Below are 16,528 nucleotides of genomic sequence, written 5' to 3'. Positions count from 1 at the left end.
TAGCTAAACTGCATAGTTAAAGGGGGTGATATGTACTAAGCACTATATGATTAATGCTTAGGGACGTACTGCTTCTAGGATGTCTCGTCCTTGGAAATTTTTAGGCTTCTGGTTTTTTCATCAATTAGATTAATATGTATATGGGTGGCGTATTCTGGTATTAACGACTGAATTTTTTCTGGCCACTCCATAAAAATCCAGCTGTCCGTATATAAGTAATCCTCCAAACCTAAGTCCAAGGCCTCGCTTTCATCCTCTAAACGGTAAAAATCAAAATGGTATCCTAATACCTCTCCATCCTTGTTGTGGTATTCATTAACAATGCCAAAAGTGGGGCTACTACTGGTATTTCCCCCGCCCAGTTCCTTAACCAAGGCTTTAATTAAGGTTGTTTTTCCAGTCCCCATATCTCCGTGGAAGCAGAGCGTCTTGGAGTTAGTCTCCTTTATTATGTATTGCACAATAGACTCCAATTGTGCCAAGGTATAGGTTTTATTCATATTGAAAATCCATATTATTTAGGTTCTAATACAACAAATGGTATCACCATCTCCTCTAAAGATACTCCTCCATGTTGATAGGTATTGCGATAATAACTAACGTAATGGTTGTAGTTGTTGGGATAGGCGAAGAATAAATCATTTTTTGCAAATATAAAAGAACTGCTTACGTTGATGGAAGGCAAATATATTTTGTTTGGATCTTTTGCCATTAAAACGTCTTTCTCATCATAAGTAAGGCTTTTTCCTGTTTTATACCTTAAATTGAGGCTGGTCTCTTTGTCCCCAATTACTTTTGAAGGTTGCTTAACGTTTATAGTGCCGTGATCCGTGGTTAAAATTAGTTTTAATCCCATGGCCTGGGCCTGTTGGATGATTTCCAATAAGGGAGAATTCTTAAACCAGCTTAAGGCAAGGGACCTATAGGCCTTGTCATTGGAAGCTAACTCTTTTACAACCTCCATTTCCGTTTTGGAATGGGAGAGCATATCTACAAAATTGTAAACAATTATAGTGAGGTCATTGTCTTTTTGGGACCTGAGGTTTTGAGCCATGTGCTTGCCCTGCTTTAGGCTACTGATTTTGTGATATTCCCATTTAATATCCAATCCCGTCCGTTTCAGTTGAGCCTCGAAAAACTGGGATTCATGTAGATTCTTTCCTCCTTCGTCGGTGTCGTTTTTCCACCACTGGGGGTGCTTTTTTTCCATATCAAGAGGTGTTAGCCCAGAAAACATGGCATTTCTTGCATACTGGGTGGCTGTGGGGAGGATGCTGTAATAAGGAGTTTCACTTTCTTTTCTATAGTAGGTATTTAAGGTGTCCTCAAACGCCATCCATTGATCATATCGAAGGTTATCGATAATTAACAGCAAGGTTTTTCGGTCCTTTATTTCCGGTTTAATCAATTTATTGAACAGGGTGTGAGACATGATGGGGGCGTCTTGGTCTTGGAACCATTGTGGATAATGTTGGTCTATGAATTTTCCAAAATGTCTATTGGCTTCTGTTTTTTGGGATTCCAAGATTTCGAACATTCCCGAATCTTCAATTTCCTCCAATTGCAATTCCCAGTAAATCAGTTTCCTGTAAAGGTCGGTCCATTCTTCATGGCTATTAACCATGCTTAGGTCCATGGCTATTTTCCGAAACTCCTGTTGGTAGTTAGAAGTGGTTTTTTCCGATACCAGTCGGGAGTGATCTAAATTCTTTTTTAAGGAAAGTAATATTTGATTGGGGTTTACGGGCTTTATGAGATAATCGGCAATCTTAGCACCAATAGCCTCTTCCATAATCATCTCTTCCTCGCTTTTGGTAATCATCACCACGGGAAGGGAGCCATGGGTGGCTTTTATCTCATTAAGTGTCTCTAGTCCGGAAATCCCCGGCATATTTTCATCTAAAAAAACAATGTCTACTCGTTGCTCTTTTAGTACTTCCAACGCTTCGCGACCACTTAAACAGCTAACAACTTCATAGTTTTTATTTTCTAAGAAAAGAATGTGTGGTTTTAACAAATCTATTTCATCATCTACCCAAAGTATTGTTATCTTGTTCATTATATTTGTCGGCGTAAAAGTATTGTGATATTGATCAAATCAAAGAAACTAAAAATTTTCAATGATCCAATTTACGGATTTATTGGAATACCCAGTGCACTTATTTTTAATCTGATCGAGGAACCCTATTTTCAACGGCTCCGGAGGATTTCGCAAATGGGTCTTTCCTATTTAGTGTATCCAGGTGCTCATCACACGCGCTTTCCACATGCATTGGGAAGTATGCATCTAATGCAGCAATCCATTCAAAGTTTACGATTTAAGGGAGTTTCCATTACCAAAGAGGAGGAAGAAGGGTTACTGTGTGCTATTCTGCTGCACGACATTGGTCATGGGCCTTTTTCCCATGCTATGGAGCATTCCATTGTGGAAGGGGTTAGCCATGAGTATATTTCCTTGATGTTTATGGAGGAGCTAAATCGTAAATACAAAGGCAAACTGTCCGTAGCTATCTCTATATTTAAGGGGCAGTATCCCAAAAAGTATTTAAACCAACTAGTATCTAGTCAGATTGATATGGATCGTATGGATTATTTGAAGAGGGATAGCTTCTATACGGGAGTGGCAGAAGGGAACATAAACTCCGAACGACTACTTACCATGTTGAATGTTTACAATGGGGAATTGGTAGTAGAGGAAAAGGGGATTTATTCCGTAGAGAAGTTTCTAATGGCCAGGCGCTTTATGTATTGGCAGGTTTATTTGCACAAAACCGGTTTGGTGGCAGAACAACTTTTGATACGTATTTTAAAAAGGGCTAAAGAACTATTGGAAGCGGGAGAGCAATTACCTTGTAGTGGTGCTTTACGATTTTTTATGGAGCATAAAATATCTAAAGAGGATTTTAATCAGGCGGTGTTGGATCAGTTTGCCAAATTGGACGATGTGGATATCATGTGGGCTATTAAATGTTGGCAAGATGAGGATGATTTTGTACTTTCAACCTTGTGTAAAATGATCGTTAACAGGCGATTGCTCCATGTTAAGCTGAAAAATAAACCAATCAATCAGGAAAGACTTCAAAAACATTTTTTAAAATTTAAAAACAAATATAGCCTAACGGATAAAGAGACGGCTTATTTTGTGTTTTCCGGGGAAACCCATAATCAAGCCTATGACGCAGAAGGTCAGCATATAGGTATATTGCGGTCTAACGGGAAGATAACGGATATAGCTAAGGCATCGGATCAGCGGTACTTGAAAGCGCTTTCAAAAACGGTGGTCAAATATTATATATGTTATCCTAAAGTGGCGGTTTAACTATTTTTCTTACTTTTGTGCCCATGATATTTACAGCTAGCCAAATTGCAGGTATTTTAGAAGGGGATGTGGAGGGTAATCCGGATGTCGCTGTTCATAAATTGTCTAAGATTGAAGAGGGAGAGGAAGGATCATTAACCTTTCTGGCTAACCCTAAGTATACCTCTTATATATATACTACCAAAGCATCTGTGACAATAGTGAATCGAGATTTCGTTCCGGAGCATGAAATCACAACCACGCTCATCAAAGTAGATGATGCCTACAATTCTTTTTCCAAACTGTTGGAGTATTACAATCAGGTAAAAAATAATAAAGTTGGCATTGAAAGTCCGGTTTTCTTATCGGATACCGCAGAACATGGGGAGGATTTCTATTTGGGAGCCTTCGCTTATGTGGGTAACAATGTGAAGATTGGAAACAATGTTAAAATTTATCCTAACGTATATATAGGGGATAATGTAGAGATAGACGACAATGTGGTGTTGTTTGCTGGTGCCAAAATATATTCTGAAACCATTATAGGTAAGAATTGTGTAGTGCACAGCGGAGTAATCCTGGGGGCAGATGGCTTTGGATTTACACCCAATGAACATAATGAATACTCAAAAGTTCCACAGACCGGAAATGTTATCTTGGAAGATAACGTGGAGGTAGGTGCCGGTACAACTATAGATAGAGCTACTTTGGGATCTACCATCTTAAGGAAAGGGGTAAAGTTGGATAATCAGATCCAGATTGCCCATAACGTGGAAATAGGTGAACATACCGTAATTGCCGCGCAAACTGGCATCGCCGGATCTACTAAGATTGGTAAGTATTGCCAAATAGGTGGACAGGTAGGCATAGTGGGGCATATTACTATAGGTGACTATGTGAAAGTACAGGCCCAGTCCGGTGTCGGTAGAAATGTAGACGACAATGAAACCCTTCAGGGGTCACCGGCATTGAGTTATGGCGATTTTAACAAGTCGTACGTCCACTTTAAAAATTTACCTAAAATTATTAATAGATTAGAACATATCGAAAAAAAGGATTGACGGTGGGTAAAACAGAGATTAAACAACGGACAATTGCAAAAGAAGTAACGCTAACAGGCGTTGGTTTGCATACAGGGGAAAATGTTACATTGAAATTTGTACCTGCCCCAGAGAATTACGGGTACGCGTTTAAACGTGTAGATTTGGAAGGGGAGCCCTTGATTGAGGCAAATGCCAATTTTGTGGTTAATACCCAAAGAGGGACCAACCTGGAAAAACGCGGCGTTAAAATTCATACCTCAGAGCATGTTCTTGCTGCATTGGTGGGTATGGAGATCGATAACGTCATTATTGAATTGGATGCCCCAGAACCTCCAATTATGGACGGTTCTTCAAAATATTTTGTGGAAGCATTGGAAAGTGCTGGCATAAAAGAGCAAGAGGCAGCCAGAGAAGAATACATCGTTAAAGATGTTATATCTTATAAGGACGAAGAAACGGGAAGCGAGATTACGATTATTCCGTCAGATAGCTATCAAATAACTACTATGGTAGATTTTGGCACTAAAGTCTTAGGTACTCAAAACGCCACCTTGGAAAAGCTAAGTGATTTTAAAACAGAAATCGCAAATGCCAGGACCTTTAGTTTCTTGCATGAATTAGAGATGTTATTGGATCACGGGCTAATTAAGGGCGGTGACCTTAATAATGCCATCGTTTATGTAGACAAGGAGATTTCCGAGGACACCATGAAAAAATTGGAGAAGTCCTTTAATAAGGAAAAATTGTCCATTAAGCCTAATGGGATTCTAGACAACTTAACCCTGCATCATCCTAACGAGGCAGCCAGACATAAATTGTTGGATGTGATTGGGGATTTGGCTTTAACGGGAACAAGAATCAGGGGAAAGGTAATAGCCAATAAGCCTGGACACTTTGTAAATACCCAGTTTGCTAAAAAACTATCCAAGATCATTAGATTGGAAAAAAGGAATGCCGTTCCTCAATACGATCTTAGTCAGCCTCCATTGATGGATATTCATAAAATTATGGATATGTTGCCGCACAGGCCTCCGTTCTTGTTGATTGATAGGATATTGGAGCTTTCGGATCAGCATGTTGTTGGGATGAAGAATGTTACGATGAACGAGCAGTTCTTTGTTGGGCATTTCCCGGGTGCCCCTGTAATGCCTGGGGTACTTCAGGTAGAGGCTATGGCACAAACAGGAGGTATTCTAGTCTTGAGTACGGTTCCAGATCCAGAGAACTACCTAACTTTCTTTATGAAGATCGATAATGTGAAGTTTAAGCAAAAAGTATTGCCAGGAGATACTTTGGTTTTCCATTGCAGTCTTATTTCGCCCATTCGTAGAGGAATATGTCACATGCAGGCGTACGCGTATGCCAACAATAAATTAGTGTGCGAAGCAGAAATGATGGCGCAAATAGTTAAAAAGAAAGAATAGATGAACCAACCGCTGGCTTATATACACCCAGGCGCTAAAATCGCTAAAAATGTAGTGGTAGACCCGTTTACCACCATCCATAATAATGTAGTTATTGGAGAGGGAACTTGGATAGGATCTAATGTAACCATAATGGACGGGGCTAGAATTGGGAAAAACTGTAATATCTTTCCCGGTGCGGTTATCTCTGCACCTCCACAGGACCTAAAGTACGATGGGGAGGAAACAACCGTTGTAATTGGGGATAATACTACCATTAGAGAGTGTGCCACTATCCATAAGGGTACCGTTGATAGAATGAGAACGGTAATTGGAAAAAATTGCCTAATTATGGCATATTGCCATGTTGCCCACGATTGCCTTGTTGGGGATAATTGTATTTTTTCCAACAATTCTACGCTTGCAGGACATGTGAGTATTGGAGACAATGTTATTCTTGCCGGTCTGGTGGCCGTGCATCAATTTGTGTCCATAGGTAACCATGCCTTTGTTACCGGTGGGTCCTTGGTAAGGAAAGATGTTCCTCCTTTTGTAAAGGCCGCTAGGGAACCATTATCTTACGTAGGAATCAATTCCGTTGGCTTAAGGAGACGTGGATTTACCTCGGAAAAGATTAGGGAGATACAGAACATCTATAGAATATTATATCAGAAAAACTACAATAATAGCCAGGCCTTACAAATCATAGAGGCCGAGATGGAGGCCACTCCAGAAAGGGACGAGATCTTGCAATTTATCAGGGACTCGCAAAGAGGAATTATGAAAGGATACTTTAGTAATAATTAGAATTTATGGCAAATACATCAGACATAAGAAAAGGTTTGTGCATTAGGTACAACAACGACATTTATAAAATAGTTGAATTTCTCCATGTAAAACCAGGGAAGGGTCCAGCTTTTGTTAGAACTAAACTAAAAAGCGTTAGTACTGGGAAAGTTTTGGAGAACACCTTTGCTGCCGGTCATAAATTGGATGATGTGCGAGTAGAAACTCGTTCATACCAATTTTTATACGCCGAAGGGGAGATGTATCATTTTATGAATACAGACGATTACAATCAGATTTCCCTTCAGGAAAGTACTTTGGATGCACCCAACCTACTTAAGGAAGGGGAAGTGGTTACCATTCTCTTTAATACGGAAGACAGTATGCCCTTATCTGTGGATATGCCCGCAAGTGTTATTCTAGAAGTCGCCTATACGGAGCCTGGAGTTAAAGGAAATACCGCTACCAATGCAACTAAGCCTGCAACTTTGGAAACTGGGGCTACCGTAAATGTCCCGCTATTCATCAACGAAGGTGATAAGGTTAAAATAGATACAGAAAAAGGAGCTTATTTAGAGCGGGTTAAATAATATTCCGCCTTCCAGTATAAAGTATTGTATATATGAGATTTCCGTCCCCATATACCCTAAAACAAATTGCAACCATAATCAACTCGGAATATGTGGGGCCTGATGAATTTCCCGTATTGGGAATGAACGAGATCCATGTAGTTCAAAAGGGAGAGATTGTATTTGTAGATCATCCAAAATATTACGAAAAGGCATTGAATTGTAATGCAACCGTAATATTGATCAATAAAAAAGTGGACTGTCCCCCGGGAAAGGCTCTTTTAATTTCTGAAGACCCGTTTAGGGATTTTAATGCCCTAACCCTTTTTTTTAAGCCCTTTGCAAAGTCGGATTCTGCCATTTCCAATACTGCAATAATTGGGGAGAATACGGTGATACAGCCCAATTGTTTTATTGGAAACAATGTAGTAATTGGCAAAAATTGCCTAATCCACTCCAATGTTTCTATTTATGACGACACGGTTATTGGGGATAATGTAGTGATCCATGCAGGTTCTATCCTAGGTTCGGATGCGTTTTATTACAAAAAGAGACCTGAAGGCTTCGATAAGCTGATATCGGGAGGTAGGGTAGTAGTACAGGATAATGTGGATATAGGTGCCCTTTGTACTATAGATAAAGGGGTAACGGGAGATACCTTAATTAAAAAAGGCACCAAGCTAGATAACCAAGTACATGTGGGGCACGATACGGTCATTGGAGAAAACTGTTTAATTGCCTCCCAGACCGGTATTGCGGGTTGTGTTATTATAGAGGATGAAGTTACCCTTTGGGGTCAAGTTGGGGTCACCAGCGCAGCTACCATAGGAAAGAAAGCAGTCGTTTTAGCCCAAACCGGAGTATCCAAATCCTTGGAAGGAGGTAAAAACTACTTCGGGAGTCCGGTAGAGGAAGCTAGGGAAAAGTTAAAGCAATTGGCTTATATAAAACAGCTTCCAGACCTGCTGAGAAAATTAGATAAATAAATAAGCAAGGGAATAGTTTAGTATATCTATTCAAATCTATATTTTTGCTTTAATCAATTTAACGAAAAATAATATAATGAGCGTTTTAGTAAATAAGGATTCCAAGATTATTGTTCAGGGTTTTACAGGTAGCGAAGGTACTTTTCACGCCGAACAAATGATTGAATATGGTACCAATGTTGTTGGAGGTGTAACTCCTGGCAAAGGAGGACAAGAACATTTGGGAAGACCTGTGTTCAACACCGTTGAGGAAGCCGTGCAACAAGTGGGAGCAGATACTTCCATTATATTTGTACCTCCAGCTTTTGCAGCTGATGCTATTATGGAAGCGGCTAGTGCCGGTATTAAGGTGATTATTACTATTACAGAAGGTATTCCAGTTGCCGATATGGTGATGGCATATGATTATATTAAGCATATGGATTGCCGATTGATTGGACCTAACTGTCCTGGAGTAATTACTCCAGGCGAAGCCAAGGTAGGTATTATGCCTGGTTTTGTGTTTAAAAAAGGATCTGTCGGGATTGTTTCCAAATCTGGAACTTTAACCTATGAGGCCGCAGATCAGGTGGTTCGTCAAGGATTGGGTATTACCACGGCTATCGGAATTGGAGGAGATCCTATCATTGGAACCTCTACTAAAGAAGCAGTAGAATTGTTGATTAATGACCCCGAAACGGAATGTGTGGTTATGATCGGTGAGATTGGTGGCCAATTGGAGGCTGATGCCGCTAAATGGTATAAGGCCAGTGGAAGCAAGAAACCAATTGTTGGTTTTATTGCTGGTGAAACTGCCCCTGCAGGAAGAACCATGGGTCACGCAGGAGCTATAGTTGGTGGTAGTGATGATACTGCCCAGGCTAAAAAAGCTATTATGAGGGAATGTGGTATCCACGTGGTAGACTCTCCCGCAGAAATAGGATTAAAAGTTAAGGAAGTAATGGGATAATCCCATTTTAACGATATGAAATTCCGTTTGTGCTGCGTTTTTCCATTCCTATGGAAAGTCTCAGTATAAACGGATTTTTTTGTCCATAGGGACTGGTTTGTAGAAACCTAAAAGCATTTTGGACAAATATTTCCAATCTGGAAAAACAAAACTTATATTTGATACATAACTAAGAAATTATAAAAATGAAGCTACTAGAAGGAAAAAATGCAATTATTACAGGTGCCAGTAGGGGAATAGGAATGGGAATAGCACAGGTTTTCGCTCAACATGGAGCAAACGTGGCCTTCACCTATAGTTCCAGTGAAGCCCCAGCACTAGCCTTGGAAAAGGAACTTACGGCCTTGGGTGTTAAAGCCAAAGCGTATAAGAGTAACGCAGCAAGTTTTGAAGATTCCGAAAAATTGGTAGCCCAAGTATTGGAGGATTTTGACGGGGTAATCGATATTTTGATTAACAATGCCGGTATCACCAAAGATAACCTTCTTATGAGAATGGGGGAGGACGATTTTGATTCTGTGATTGAAATTAACCTTAAGTCGGTCTTTAACATGACCAAAGCCGTACAACGCACCATGTTAAAACAACGAAAAGGCTCTATTGTAAATATGAGTAGCGTGGTTGGGGTAAAAGGAAATGCCGGACAAGCCAACTATGCAGCTTCCAAAGCAGGAATGATCGGATTTACCAAATCTATTGCCTTAGAGTTGGGGTCTAGAAATATCCGTTGTAATGCCATTGCTCCAGGATTTATAGAAACGGAAATGACCGATAAATTGGATGAAAAGGTTGTTCAGGGATGGAGAGACGGAATTCCTTTAAAGCGTGGTGGTGCTCCTGAAGATGTTGCCAATGCTTGTTTATTCTTAGCCTCAGATCTATCGGCCTATATCACAGGACAGGTGCTGAATGTGGATGGAGGTATGCTTACTTAGGTCTGTTTGGGCTATGAATAGTTGCCCTTCAGTATAACGCAGTTATATTCAATTAAAAAGCATCGTTTTATTCCGTAAACGTTTTAAAACGATGCTTAAACTCCTTTTTTAATGCAAACAGCTACAGTTCTATACATATTGCTTGCAGCAATAGCTTCGTTAGCACTTGTACTGTTTCAATACAAATACAGGGTTAAGGGAGATAAAAAAATCCTCTGGGGGCTTTCCCTGCTTCGTTTTATAGCTGTATTTGGTATTTTATTATTATTCTTAAACCCTAAATTTGAACGGAGAAGCCTTACTACCGAAAAACCAAATTTAGTGGTCTTGGCAGATAATTCCTCCTCCATACATCCAGGGGAAGGCGATAAGATCAAAACTGTAATATCCCATCTTCAGGCTGCCAAGAACAGCTTACAGGAACAGTTTAGCGTATTCACCTATACGTTTGGAAACCAGCTAAAGGAAGGGGATAGCCTTACCTTTAGTGAAAACAACACCAATATATCCCAAGCCCTGTCCGCAATAAATGGGGTCTTTGGTAAAACTAACACCGCAGTACTTCTCCTTACTGATGGCAATCAAACCTTGGGGGAAGACTATGAGTTTTATGGGCAAAGGCAAAATCTCCCTATTTATCCCATGGTGGTTGGCGATACCACTACCTATGAAGACCTAGCCATAACCCGAGTCAACAACAATCGTTACGGTTTTCTCAACAGTAAATTTCCTTTAGAAATCTTTGTAACCTATAAGGGAAGGAATTCGGTAACCTCCCAATTGCAAATTTTTCTAAATAACGGATTAGTACATCAAGAGCGTATATCCCTTTCCAATACCAATAGTGCTAAAACCGTACAGGTACAACTACAGGCCAAAAGTGTGGGGGTAAAGGATGTTAGGGTTAAAATAGCTCCCCTTTCCAATGAGAAAAACACAGGGAACAATGAAAGACGTGTGGCTATGGAGGTTTTGGATGAAGGCACTAAAATTGCCCTGATATCCAATATGTTGCATCCAGATCTTGGGGCCCTTAAAAAAATAGTGGAAAGCAATGAACAACGCTCCCTTGAACATTATAAATCTTCCATAGATATATCAGAACTTGATAAGGTAGATCTTTTTATTCTTTATCAACCGGATGCGTCCTTTGAAGAGATTTATAAACAGCTAGCCTTGCGAAAAGCCAATTACCTGACTATCGGTGGCAACCAAACCAATTGGCGAGTACTAACTAGAAACCAAGAAGGGGTACAAGTGGAAAGCGGTTATCCTATTCAGGAGCTTTTTGCTATTTCCAATCCAGGGTTCACCAAGTATGATATCGCCAATTTTTCTTTTGATGGGTTCCCTCCCTTGGAAAGTTCTGCAGGTCCTGTTAGCATCTCATTAGAACAGGAAGGTTTGTTAACGATGAGCAGTAAGGGGATAGTGTTAGAAAGTCCGCTGCTTACCGTAATGGAAGATCAAGGTGTAAGATCTGCCCTGTTGTTAGGGGAGAACCTCTGGAAATGGCGGTTGCACGCTTATAGAGAAGAAGGTAGTTTTAAAAATTTTGACGATTTTTTCGGGAAGTTAATTTTTTACTTATCCACCAATACTGCAAAGGAAAGGTTTAGCCTGAACTTTTCCCCCATTTATAACCATAGTAATGAGGCAATAATACAGGCCACCTATTACGATAAAGCATTTAGGTTAGATCCTAACGCATCGATTAACATTAAAGTGAAGGATAGCGTCACTAACCAACAGCATGAGGCGCCAATGCTGCTAAAAGGCAACTATTTTGAGGCCGACTTAAGGAGTTTAGGGCCCGGAACCTATAGTTTTACCGCTACTGTAGAAAATGAAAATATAAATGAAAAAGGAAGTTTTACCATCCTGGATTTTGAGGTAGAAAAGCAATTTACTTCCAGTAACTATTTAAAGCTGCAGCGATTGGCAGACCACACAGGAGGGAAGCTTTTCTTTCCCGAACAGTTAGACAGTTTGGTGCAAACACTAGCGGCAGACCAAAGCTATGTCCCTACTCAGATAAGCAAACTAATTATTGTATCTTTGGTCGATTTCAGAATAATTTTGGGAATCATTGTGTTGGCATTGACACTGGAATGGATCATTAGAAAATTTAATGGATTAACTTAATATATAACTTGAATGGACAAATTACCAAAAATTACATTACCAATAGTATTCGTTTTAATCGTTGCTGTAATATTAGTTTCTAAATCTGCCGTTACCATCGGTTCCGGAGAAGCAGGAGTACTTTACAAAACATTCGGAGGCGGTGTTGTTACCGATCAACCACCCTTGGGAGAGGGCTTTCACCTAGTTGCTCCCTGGAACCATATTACTATTTACGAAGTGCGTCAACAAGAAGCCTTTGAAAAAATGAACGTATTGTCTTCCAATGGTTTGGATATTAAACTGGAAGCTTCTATTTGGTTTGAGCCCAAGCGAAACCAATTGGGGAAGTTACACCAGGAAAAAGGGGAAGATTATGTACGTAGGGTACTATTGCCCGCGGTTTTCTCTGCTGCGCGGTCAGTGGTGGGAAGGTATACCCCAGAGCAACTATATTCCAGCAAAAGGGACGCTATTCAGCATGAGATTTTTGAGGAGTCTAAGAAAATAGTAGAAAACCAATACATACAGTTAAACGATATCTTGGTTAGGGATGTAACCTTGCCAGCTACTATTAAAGAGGCTATTGAGCGTAAATTGAAGCAAGAGCAAGAATCCTTGGAATACGAGTTTAGGCTGGTTACAGCTCAGAAGGAGGCCGAAAAGGTAAGGATTGAAGCGCAAGGTAAGGCAGATGCTAACCAGATTTTAAGTGCATCTCTGAATGATAGAATTCTTCAAGACAAAGGGATAGATGCCACTATAAAGTTGTCCGAATCCCCTAATGCAAAAGTAATTGTTATTGGCAGTGGTGAATCTGGACTGCCTATCATTCTTGGAAATCAGTAAATCATGGCAAAAGGTGATAATATAACAATATTGGAGCAATTTGTTTAGCATAAATTCTTTAAGGTTGAAAATTAATTTTTACTTTTGTAGCACTATGTTAAACAACAAGGCACATCATCATCATTTCATTACTTGCGTTCAAGCGAGCTAGGAATGTATTGTTGTACCTAAACTATATTCTAACCCGTTTGAGCAATCAAACGGGTTTTGCATTTAAATAAGCCTGTTTGATCTGTTCAGACCAAAAAAATTAAAGAGCCAGAATGAAAAAAATTAAAATTGCTATTCAAAAAAGTGGTCGGTTAAATGAAGATTCCTTAAAAATTTTAAAGGACTGCGGAATTTCCATCGACAATGGAAAAGACCAATTAAAGGCTAGTTCGAGAAACTTCCCCTTAGAGGTCTTTTTTCTTAGGAACGGGGATATTCCTCAATATTTAAGGGATGGGGTTGTAGATATTGCAATTATTGGGGAAAATGTTTTAGTAGAGAAGGGGCACGATATCTCTGTTATTGAGAAATTGGGGTTTTCCAAATGCAAAGTTTCCTTGGCCATTCCTAAAACCATGAAATATAATTCCGTAGAAGATTTTCAAGGAAAACGAATAGCCACCTCCTATCCCAATACTGTAGAGAAATACTTAAAAAGTAAAGGGGTTCAGGCCGATCTTCATATTATTAATGGATCGGTGGAGATTGCACCAAATATTGGTTTGGCAGATGCTGTTTGTGATATTGTTTCTAGCGGAAGTACCTTATTTAAAAACAACCTAAAAGAGGTAGAGGTGATGCATACAAGTGAGGCGGTTTTGGCTGTATCGCCCAAAATATCTGCAGAAAGTACCGAGTTATTGGAAAAACTACACTTTAGAATTCAATCGGTCTTACTTGCCAGAAAAAGTAAATATGTGCTGTTGAATGCCCCCAACAATAAACTGGACGAGATCATAGATTTGTTGCCGGGAATGCGTAGCCCCACGGTACTTCCCTTGGCCGAGGAAGGTTGGAGTTCTGTACATACCGTAATTAACAAGGATAAATTTTGGGAAGTAATACAGGAGCTTAAAGAGGCAGGGGCCGAAGGGATTTTAGTGTGTCCTATAGAAAAGATGGTACTCTAATAAATCCCATTAATTTTTGCCTTTCAATTATAAAGAACATTAGTATACGCATCGGATGAAAAAAATATACAATCCCCAAAAAGTAGATTGGGCTTCCCTATTAAAGAGACCTACACAATCGGTTGCAGACATAGAGGAATTGGTAAACAACATCTTCCTAGATGTACAAAAGGAGGGAGACAAGGCCATTGAAAGCTATACCAATAAATTTGATGGGGTTTTATTGGACAATATTTCCGTTTCCAAAGAAGAAATGGAAGCAGCAGAAGTACAGGTGCCACAGGCATTAAGGTCTGCTATAGAGCAGGCTAAGGGCAATATAGAAAAGTTTCATGCCGCCCAACGTACGCATCGGGTGGAAGTAGAAACTACTGAAGGAGTTAAATGTTGGCAGGAAAAAAGACCTATTCAAAAAGTAGGCCTTTACATTCCTGGAGGTACGGCGCCGTTGTTTTCTACCATTTTAATGCTGGCCATCCCAGCTACCTTGGCCGGATGTAAGGAAATTGTACTGTGTTCGCCACCCAATAAGGAAGGGAAGTTACACCCAGCTATCCTGTATACCGCCAAACTCTGTGGGGTTAATAAAATATTTAAGGTGGGAGGCGTGCAAGCTATTGCTGGTATGACTTTTGGCACGGGAACAATCCCTCAGGTATATAAAATATTTGGACCAGGAAACCAATATGTTACGGTGGCTAAGCAAATTGCTACCAAATATGGCATTGCTATTGATATGCCTGCTGGTCCCAGTGAATTATTGGTAATGGCAGATAACTCCGCCAACGCTGCCTTTGTAGCTTCCGACCTATTAAGTCAGGCAGAACACGGAATAGATAGCCAGGTAATTTTAGTATCTACCTCCAAACAATTTATTAATGAGGTAGAAGAGGAGGTGGAATCTCAATTAGAGGCATTGCCACGAAAGGAAATTGCTCAAAAATCCATCGCAAATAGCAAACTAATCTATGTATCGGACCAAGAAACCGCCGCAGCACTCATTAATGAATATGGTCCGGAGCATTATATACTCTGTGTAGAAGACGAAAAGTTTTTCTTAGACAGGACCTATAATGCGGGCTCTGTGTTTATAGGCAACTATACCCCGGAAAGTGCTGGGGACTACGCCTCCGGAACCAATCATACCTTGCCAACCAATGGATTCGCTAAACAATATAGTGGGGTGAACTTAGATAGCTTTATGAAAGCCATAACCTTTCAGAAAATATCGGAGCAAGGAATCCAAAACATTGGAAATACTATAGAGTTGATGGCCGAAGCCGAAGGATTGTTTGCCCATAAAAATGCGGTAACGTTAAGATTAAAGAGTTTATAGATATTGGAAGGGATTAGAAGGGCAGGTAAAAAATGAAATACCGCTTCCCCTTCGTATTAACAAATAGAAATGAATTACAATACTTTTGATATTACGAGGCTGGTCCGTGAGAATGTAAAGGCGCTAAGCCCTTATTCTTCAGCAAGGGACGAATATGTCTCCGATGGATCCCAAATGGTCTTTTTGGATGCCAATGAAAATCCATTTGAGAGTGGGGTAAATAGATACCCAGACCCCCATCAAAGAACCCTTAAGGCAGCTTTGGCTTCCCATAAAGGAATACATGTAGATCAAATCCTTTTGGGAAATGGCAGTGACGAGGTTTTGGATCTTTTGTTCCGTGCCTTTTGTGAACCAAAGGAAGACCACATCATAACACTGCCCCCTACCTACGGAATGTATAAGGTATTGGCAGGTATTAATAACGTAGGGAATAAGCAAATTTTGCTAAAGGAGGATTTTGAGCCCAATGTAGAGGGAATTCTAAAGGAAGCAAATGAGAACACCAAATTGCTGTTCCTATGCTCTCCCAACAATCCAACCGCCAATAGTTTTAACAGAGGGCTGGTAGAGGAGCTATTAGTGAAATTCAATGGCTTGGTGGTCGTTGATGAGGCTTATATAGACTTTTCCAAAGAAGCGAGTTGGATGAAGGAATTAGATAACTATCCAAATCTAGTAGTTACCCAAACCTTATCTAAGGCCTATGGCATGGCAGGGGTGCGATTAGGGATCTGTTACGCTTCTAAGGATATTATTGATGTTCTCAATAAAATAAAAGCGCCCTATAATGTAAATGAATTAAGCCAGAAGCGGGCCTTACAACGCATCTTGGACGAGGAGACGGTGAATAGGGAGATTCAGGATATTTTATCTGAAAGAGCTGCTTTATCCAGAATATTGGGGCAATTGAGCTTTGTGGAAAAGGTATACGCCTCGGATGCAAACTTTATTTTGGCGAAGGTAGATAATGCCAACAAAAGATATAATCAATTATTGGCAAACGGAATTGTAGTAAGGAATAGAACAACAGATCCTCTCTGTGAAAACACCTTGCGTTTTACCGTGGGAACCAAAGAAGAGAATTTAAAGTTAATAACAGTATTACAAAATATAACAACCGCTTAAT

At 40.0% G+C, this 16,528-nt stretch carries 15 protein-coding genes; 13 read left to right on the top strand and 2 right to left on the bottom strand.

From position 1 onward, the window contains the following. Positions 1 to 74 precede the first annotated feature (74 nt). Positions 75 to 500, bottom strand: a complete 426-nt coding sequence (tsaE, locus tag F1E73_RS01655) for a tRNA (adenosine(37)-N6)-threonylcarbamoyltransferase complex ATPase subunit type 1 TsaE (RefSeq protein ID WP_150450933.1) — start codon at positions 498 to 500, stop codon at positions 75 to 77. Positions 501 to 514: 14 nt separating this feature from the next. Then, a complete protein-coding gene (gene porX, locus F1E73_RS01650; RefSeq protein ID WP_086476809.1) occupies positions 515 to 2,059 on the bottom strand; it encodes a T9SS response regulator signal transducer PorX in 1,545 nt (514 codons plus the stop codon). 30 nt (positions 2,060 to 2,089) lie between these two features. On the opposite strand from porX, the gene F1E73_RS01645 reads away from it, so the two are divergent. From F1E73_RS01645 to hisC, 13 genes are all read left to right on the top strand, one after another. Beyond that, on the top strand, positions 2,090 to 3,319 hold the full coding sequence (locus F1E73_RS01645) for an HD domain-containing protein (protein ID WP_086476808.1): 1,230 nt from the start codon (positions 2,090 to 2,092) through the stop codon (positions 3,317 to 3,319). A gap of 23 nt (positions 3,320 to 3,342) precedes the next feature. Then, on the top strand, positions 3,343 to 4,359 hold the full coding sequence (gene lpxD / locus F1E73_RS01640; protein ID WP_086476807.1) for a UDP-3-O-(3-hydroxymyristoyl)glucosamine N-acyltransferase: 1,017 nt from the start codon (positions 3,343 to 3,345) through the stop codon (positions 4,357 to 4,359). After that, positions 4,356 to 5,765: a bifunctional UDP-3-O-[3-hydroxymyristoyl] N-acetylglucosamine deacetylase/3-hydroxyacyl-ACP dehydratase gene (locus F1E73_RS01635; protein WP_086476806.1), complete on the top strand. Its 1,410-nt coding sequence runs from the start codon at positions 4,356 to 4,358 to the stop codon at positions 5,763 to 5,765. The genes lpxD and F1E73_RS01635 overlap by 4 nt, the downstream gene beginning before the upstream one ends. After that, on the top strand, positions 5,766 to 6,551 hold the full coding sequence (lpxA, locus tag F1E73_RS01630) for an acyl-ACP--UDP-N-acetylglucosamine O-acyltransferase (RefSeq protein WP_086476805.1): 786 nt from the start codon (positions 5,766 to 5,768) through the stop codon (positions 6,549 to 6,551). 5 nt (positions 6,552 to 6,556) lie between these two features. Continuing rightward, entirely contained in the window at positions 6,557 to 7,120 is a 564-nt protein-coding gene (gene efp, locus F1E73_RS01625) for an elongation factor P (protein ID WP_086476804.1), read from the top strand. 32 nt (positions 7,121 to 7,152) lie between these two features. Beyond that, positions 7,153 to 8,085, top strand: coding sequence for a UDP-3-O-(3-hydroxymyristoyl)glucosamine N-acyltransferase (locus tag F1E73_RS01620; RefSeq protein WP_086476803.1), 933 nt, complete (start codon positions 7,153 to 7,155; stop codon positions 8,083 to 8,085). A 76-nt stretch (positions 8,086 to 8,161) separates the two neighbouring features. Beyond that, positions 8,162 to 9,034, top strand: coding sequence for a succinate--CoA ligase subunit alpha (gene sucD, locus F1E73_RS01615; RefSeq protein WP_086476802.1), 873 nt, complete (start codon positions 8,162 to 8,164; stop codon positions 9,032 to 9,034). A 185-nt stretch (positions 9,035 to 9,219) separates the two neighbouring features. Next, a complete protein-coding gene (gene fabG, locus F1E73_RS01610; protein WP_086476801.1) occupies positions 9,220 to 9,969 on the top strand; it encodes a 3-oxoacyl-[acyl-carrier-protein] reductase in 750 nt (249 codons plus the stop codon). Positions 9,970 to 10,080: 111 nt separating this feature from the next. Further along, positions 10,081 to 12,114 carry a vWA domain-containing protein gene (locus tag F1E73_RS01605; RefSeq protein WP_150450932.1) on the top strand — a complete coding sequence of 678 codons (2,034 nt, stop codon included), beginning with the start codon at positions 10,081 to 10,083 and terminating at the stop codon, positions 12,112 to 12,114. A gap of 12 nt (positions 12,115 to 12,126) precedes the next feature. Beyond that, positions 12,127 to 12,942: a prohibitin family protein gene (locus F1E73_RS01600; RefSeq protein WP_150450931.1), complete on the top strand. Its 816-nt coding sequence runs from the start codon at positions 12,127 to 12,129 to the stop codon at positions 12,940 to 12,942. A gap of 263 nt (positions 12,943 to 13,205) precedes the next feature. Next, the gene (hisG, locus tag F1E73_RS01595; RefSeq protein WP_086476798.1) at positions 13,206 to 14,063 is read left to right on the top strand and encodes an ATP phosphoribosyltransferase; all 858 of its coding nucleotides are present in this window, start codon (positions 13,206 to 13,208) and stop codon (positions 14,061 to 14,063) included. A 55-nt stretch (positions 14,064 to 14,118) separates the two neighbouring features. Then, positions 14,119 to 15,399 carry a histidinol dehydrogenase gene (gene hisD, locus F1E73_RS01590; protein ID WP_150450930.1) on the top strand — a complete coding sequence of 427 codons (1,281 nt, stop codon included), beginning with the start codon at positions 14,119 to 14,121 and terminating at the stop codon, positions 15,397 to 15,399. 69 nt (positions 15,400 to 15,468) lie between these two features. After that, positions 15,469 to 16,527: a histidinol-phosphate transaminase gene (hisC, locus tag F1E73_RS01585; protein WP_086476796.1), complete on the top strand. Its 1,059-nt coding sequence runs from the start codon at positions 15,469 to 15,471 to the stop codon at positions 16,525 to 16,527. Position 16,528: the final 1 nt, after the last annotated feature.

Source organism: Arenibacter lacus (assembly GCF_008711145.1).
Classification (GTDB): domain Bacteria; phylum Bacteroidota; class Bacteroidia; order Flavobacteriales; family Flavobacteriaceae; genus Arenibacter; species Arenibacter amylolyticus.
The sequence above is the reverse complement of the archived record's forward strand: the minus strand, read 5'-3'. Positions and strand labels throughout refer to the sequence as shown.

Coding starts and splice junctions, on each gene's coding strand:
- efp (WP_086476804.1), top strand. CDS start 6,557: ATGGCAAATACATCAGACATAAGAAAAGGTTTGTGCATTAGGTACAAC.
- hisG (WP_086476798.1), top strand. CDS start 13,206: ATGAAAAAAATTAAAATTGCTATTCAAAAAAGTGGTCGGTTAAATGAA.
- tsaE (WP_150450933.1), bottom strand. CDS start 500: ATGAATAAAACCTATACCTTGGCACAATTGGAGTCTATTGTGCAATAC.
- fabG (WP_086476801.1), top strand. CDS start 9,220: ATGAAGCTACTAGAAGGAAAAAATGCAATTATTACAGGTGCCAGTAGG.
- F1E73_RS01605 (WP_150450932.1), top strand. CDS start 10,081: ATGCAAACAGCTACAGTTCTATACATATTGCTTGCAGCAATAGCTTCG.
- lpxA (WP_086476805.1), top strand. CDS start 5,766: ATGAACCAACCGCTGGCTTATATACACCCAGGCGCTAAAATCGCTAAA.
- F1E73_RS01600 (WP_150450931.1), top strand. CDS start 12,127: ATGGACAAATTACCAAAAATTACATTACCAATAGTATTCGTTTTAATC.
- F1E73_RS01620 (WP_086476803.1), top strand. CDS start 7,153: ATGAGATTTCCGTCCCCATATACCCTAAAACAAATTGCAACCATAATC.
- hisD (WP_150450930.1), top strand. CDS start 14,119: ATGAAAAAAATATACAATCCCCAAAAAGTAGATTGGGCTTCCCTATTA.
- hisC (WP_086476796.1), top strand. CDS start 15,469: ATGAATTACAATACTTTTGATATTACGAGGCTGGTCCGTGAGAATGTA.
- lpxD (WP_086476807.1), top strand. CDS start 3,343: ATGATATTTACAGCTAGCCAAATTGCAGGTATTTTAGAAGGGGATGTG.
- sucD (WP_086476802.1), top strand. CDS start 8,162: ATGAGCGTTTTAGTAAATAAGGATTCCAAGATTATTGTTCAGGGTTTT.
- porX (WP_086476809.1), bottom strand. CDS start 2,059: ATGAACAAGATAACAATACTTTGGGTAGATGATGAAATAGATTTGTTA.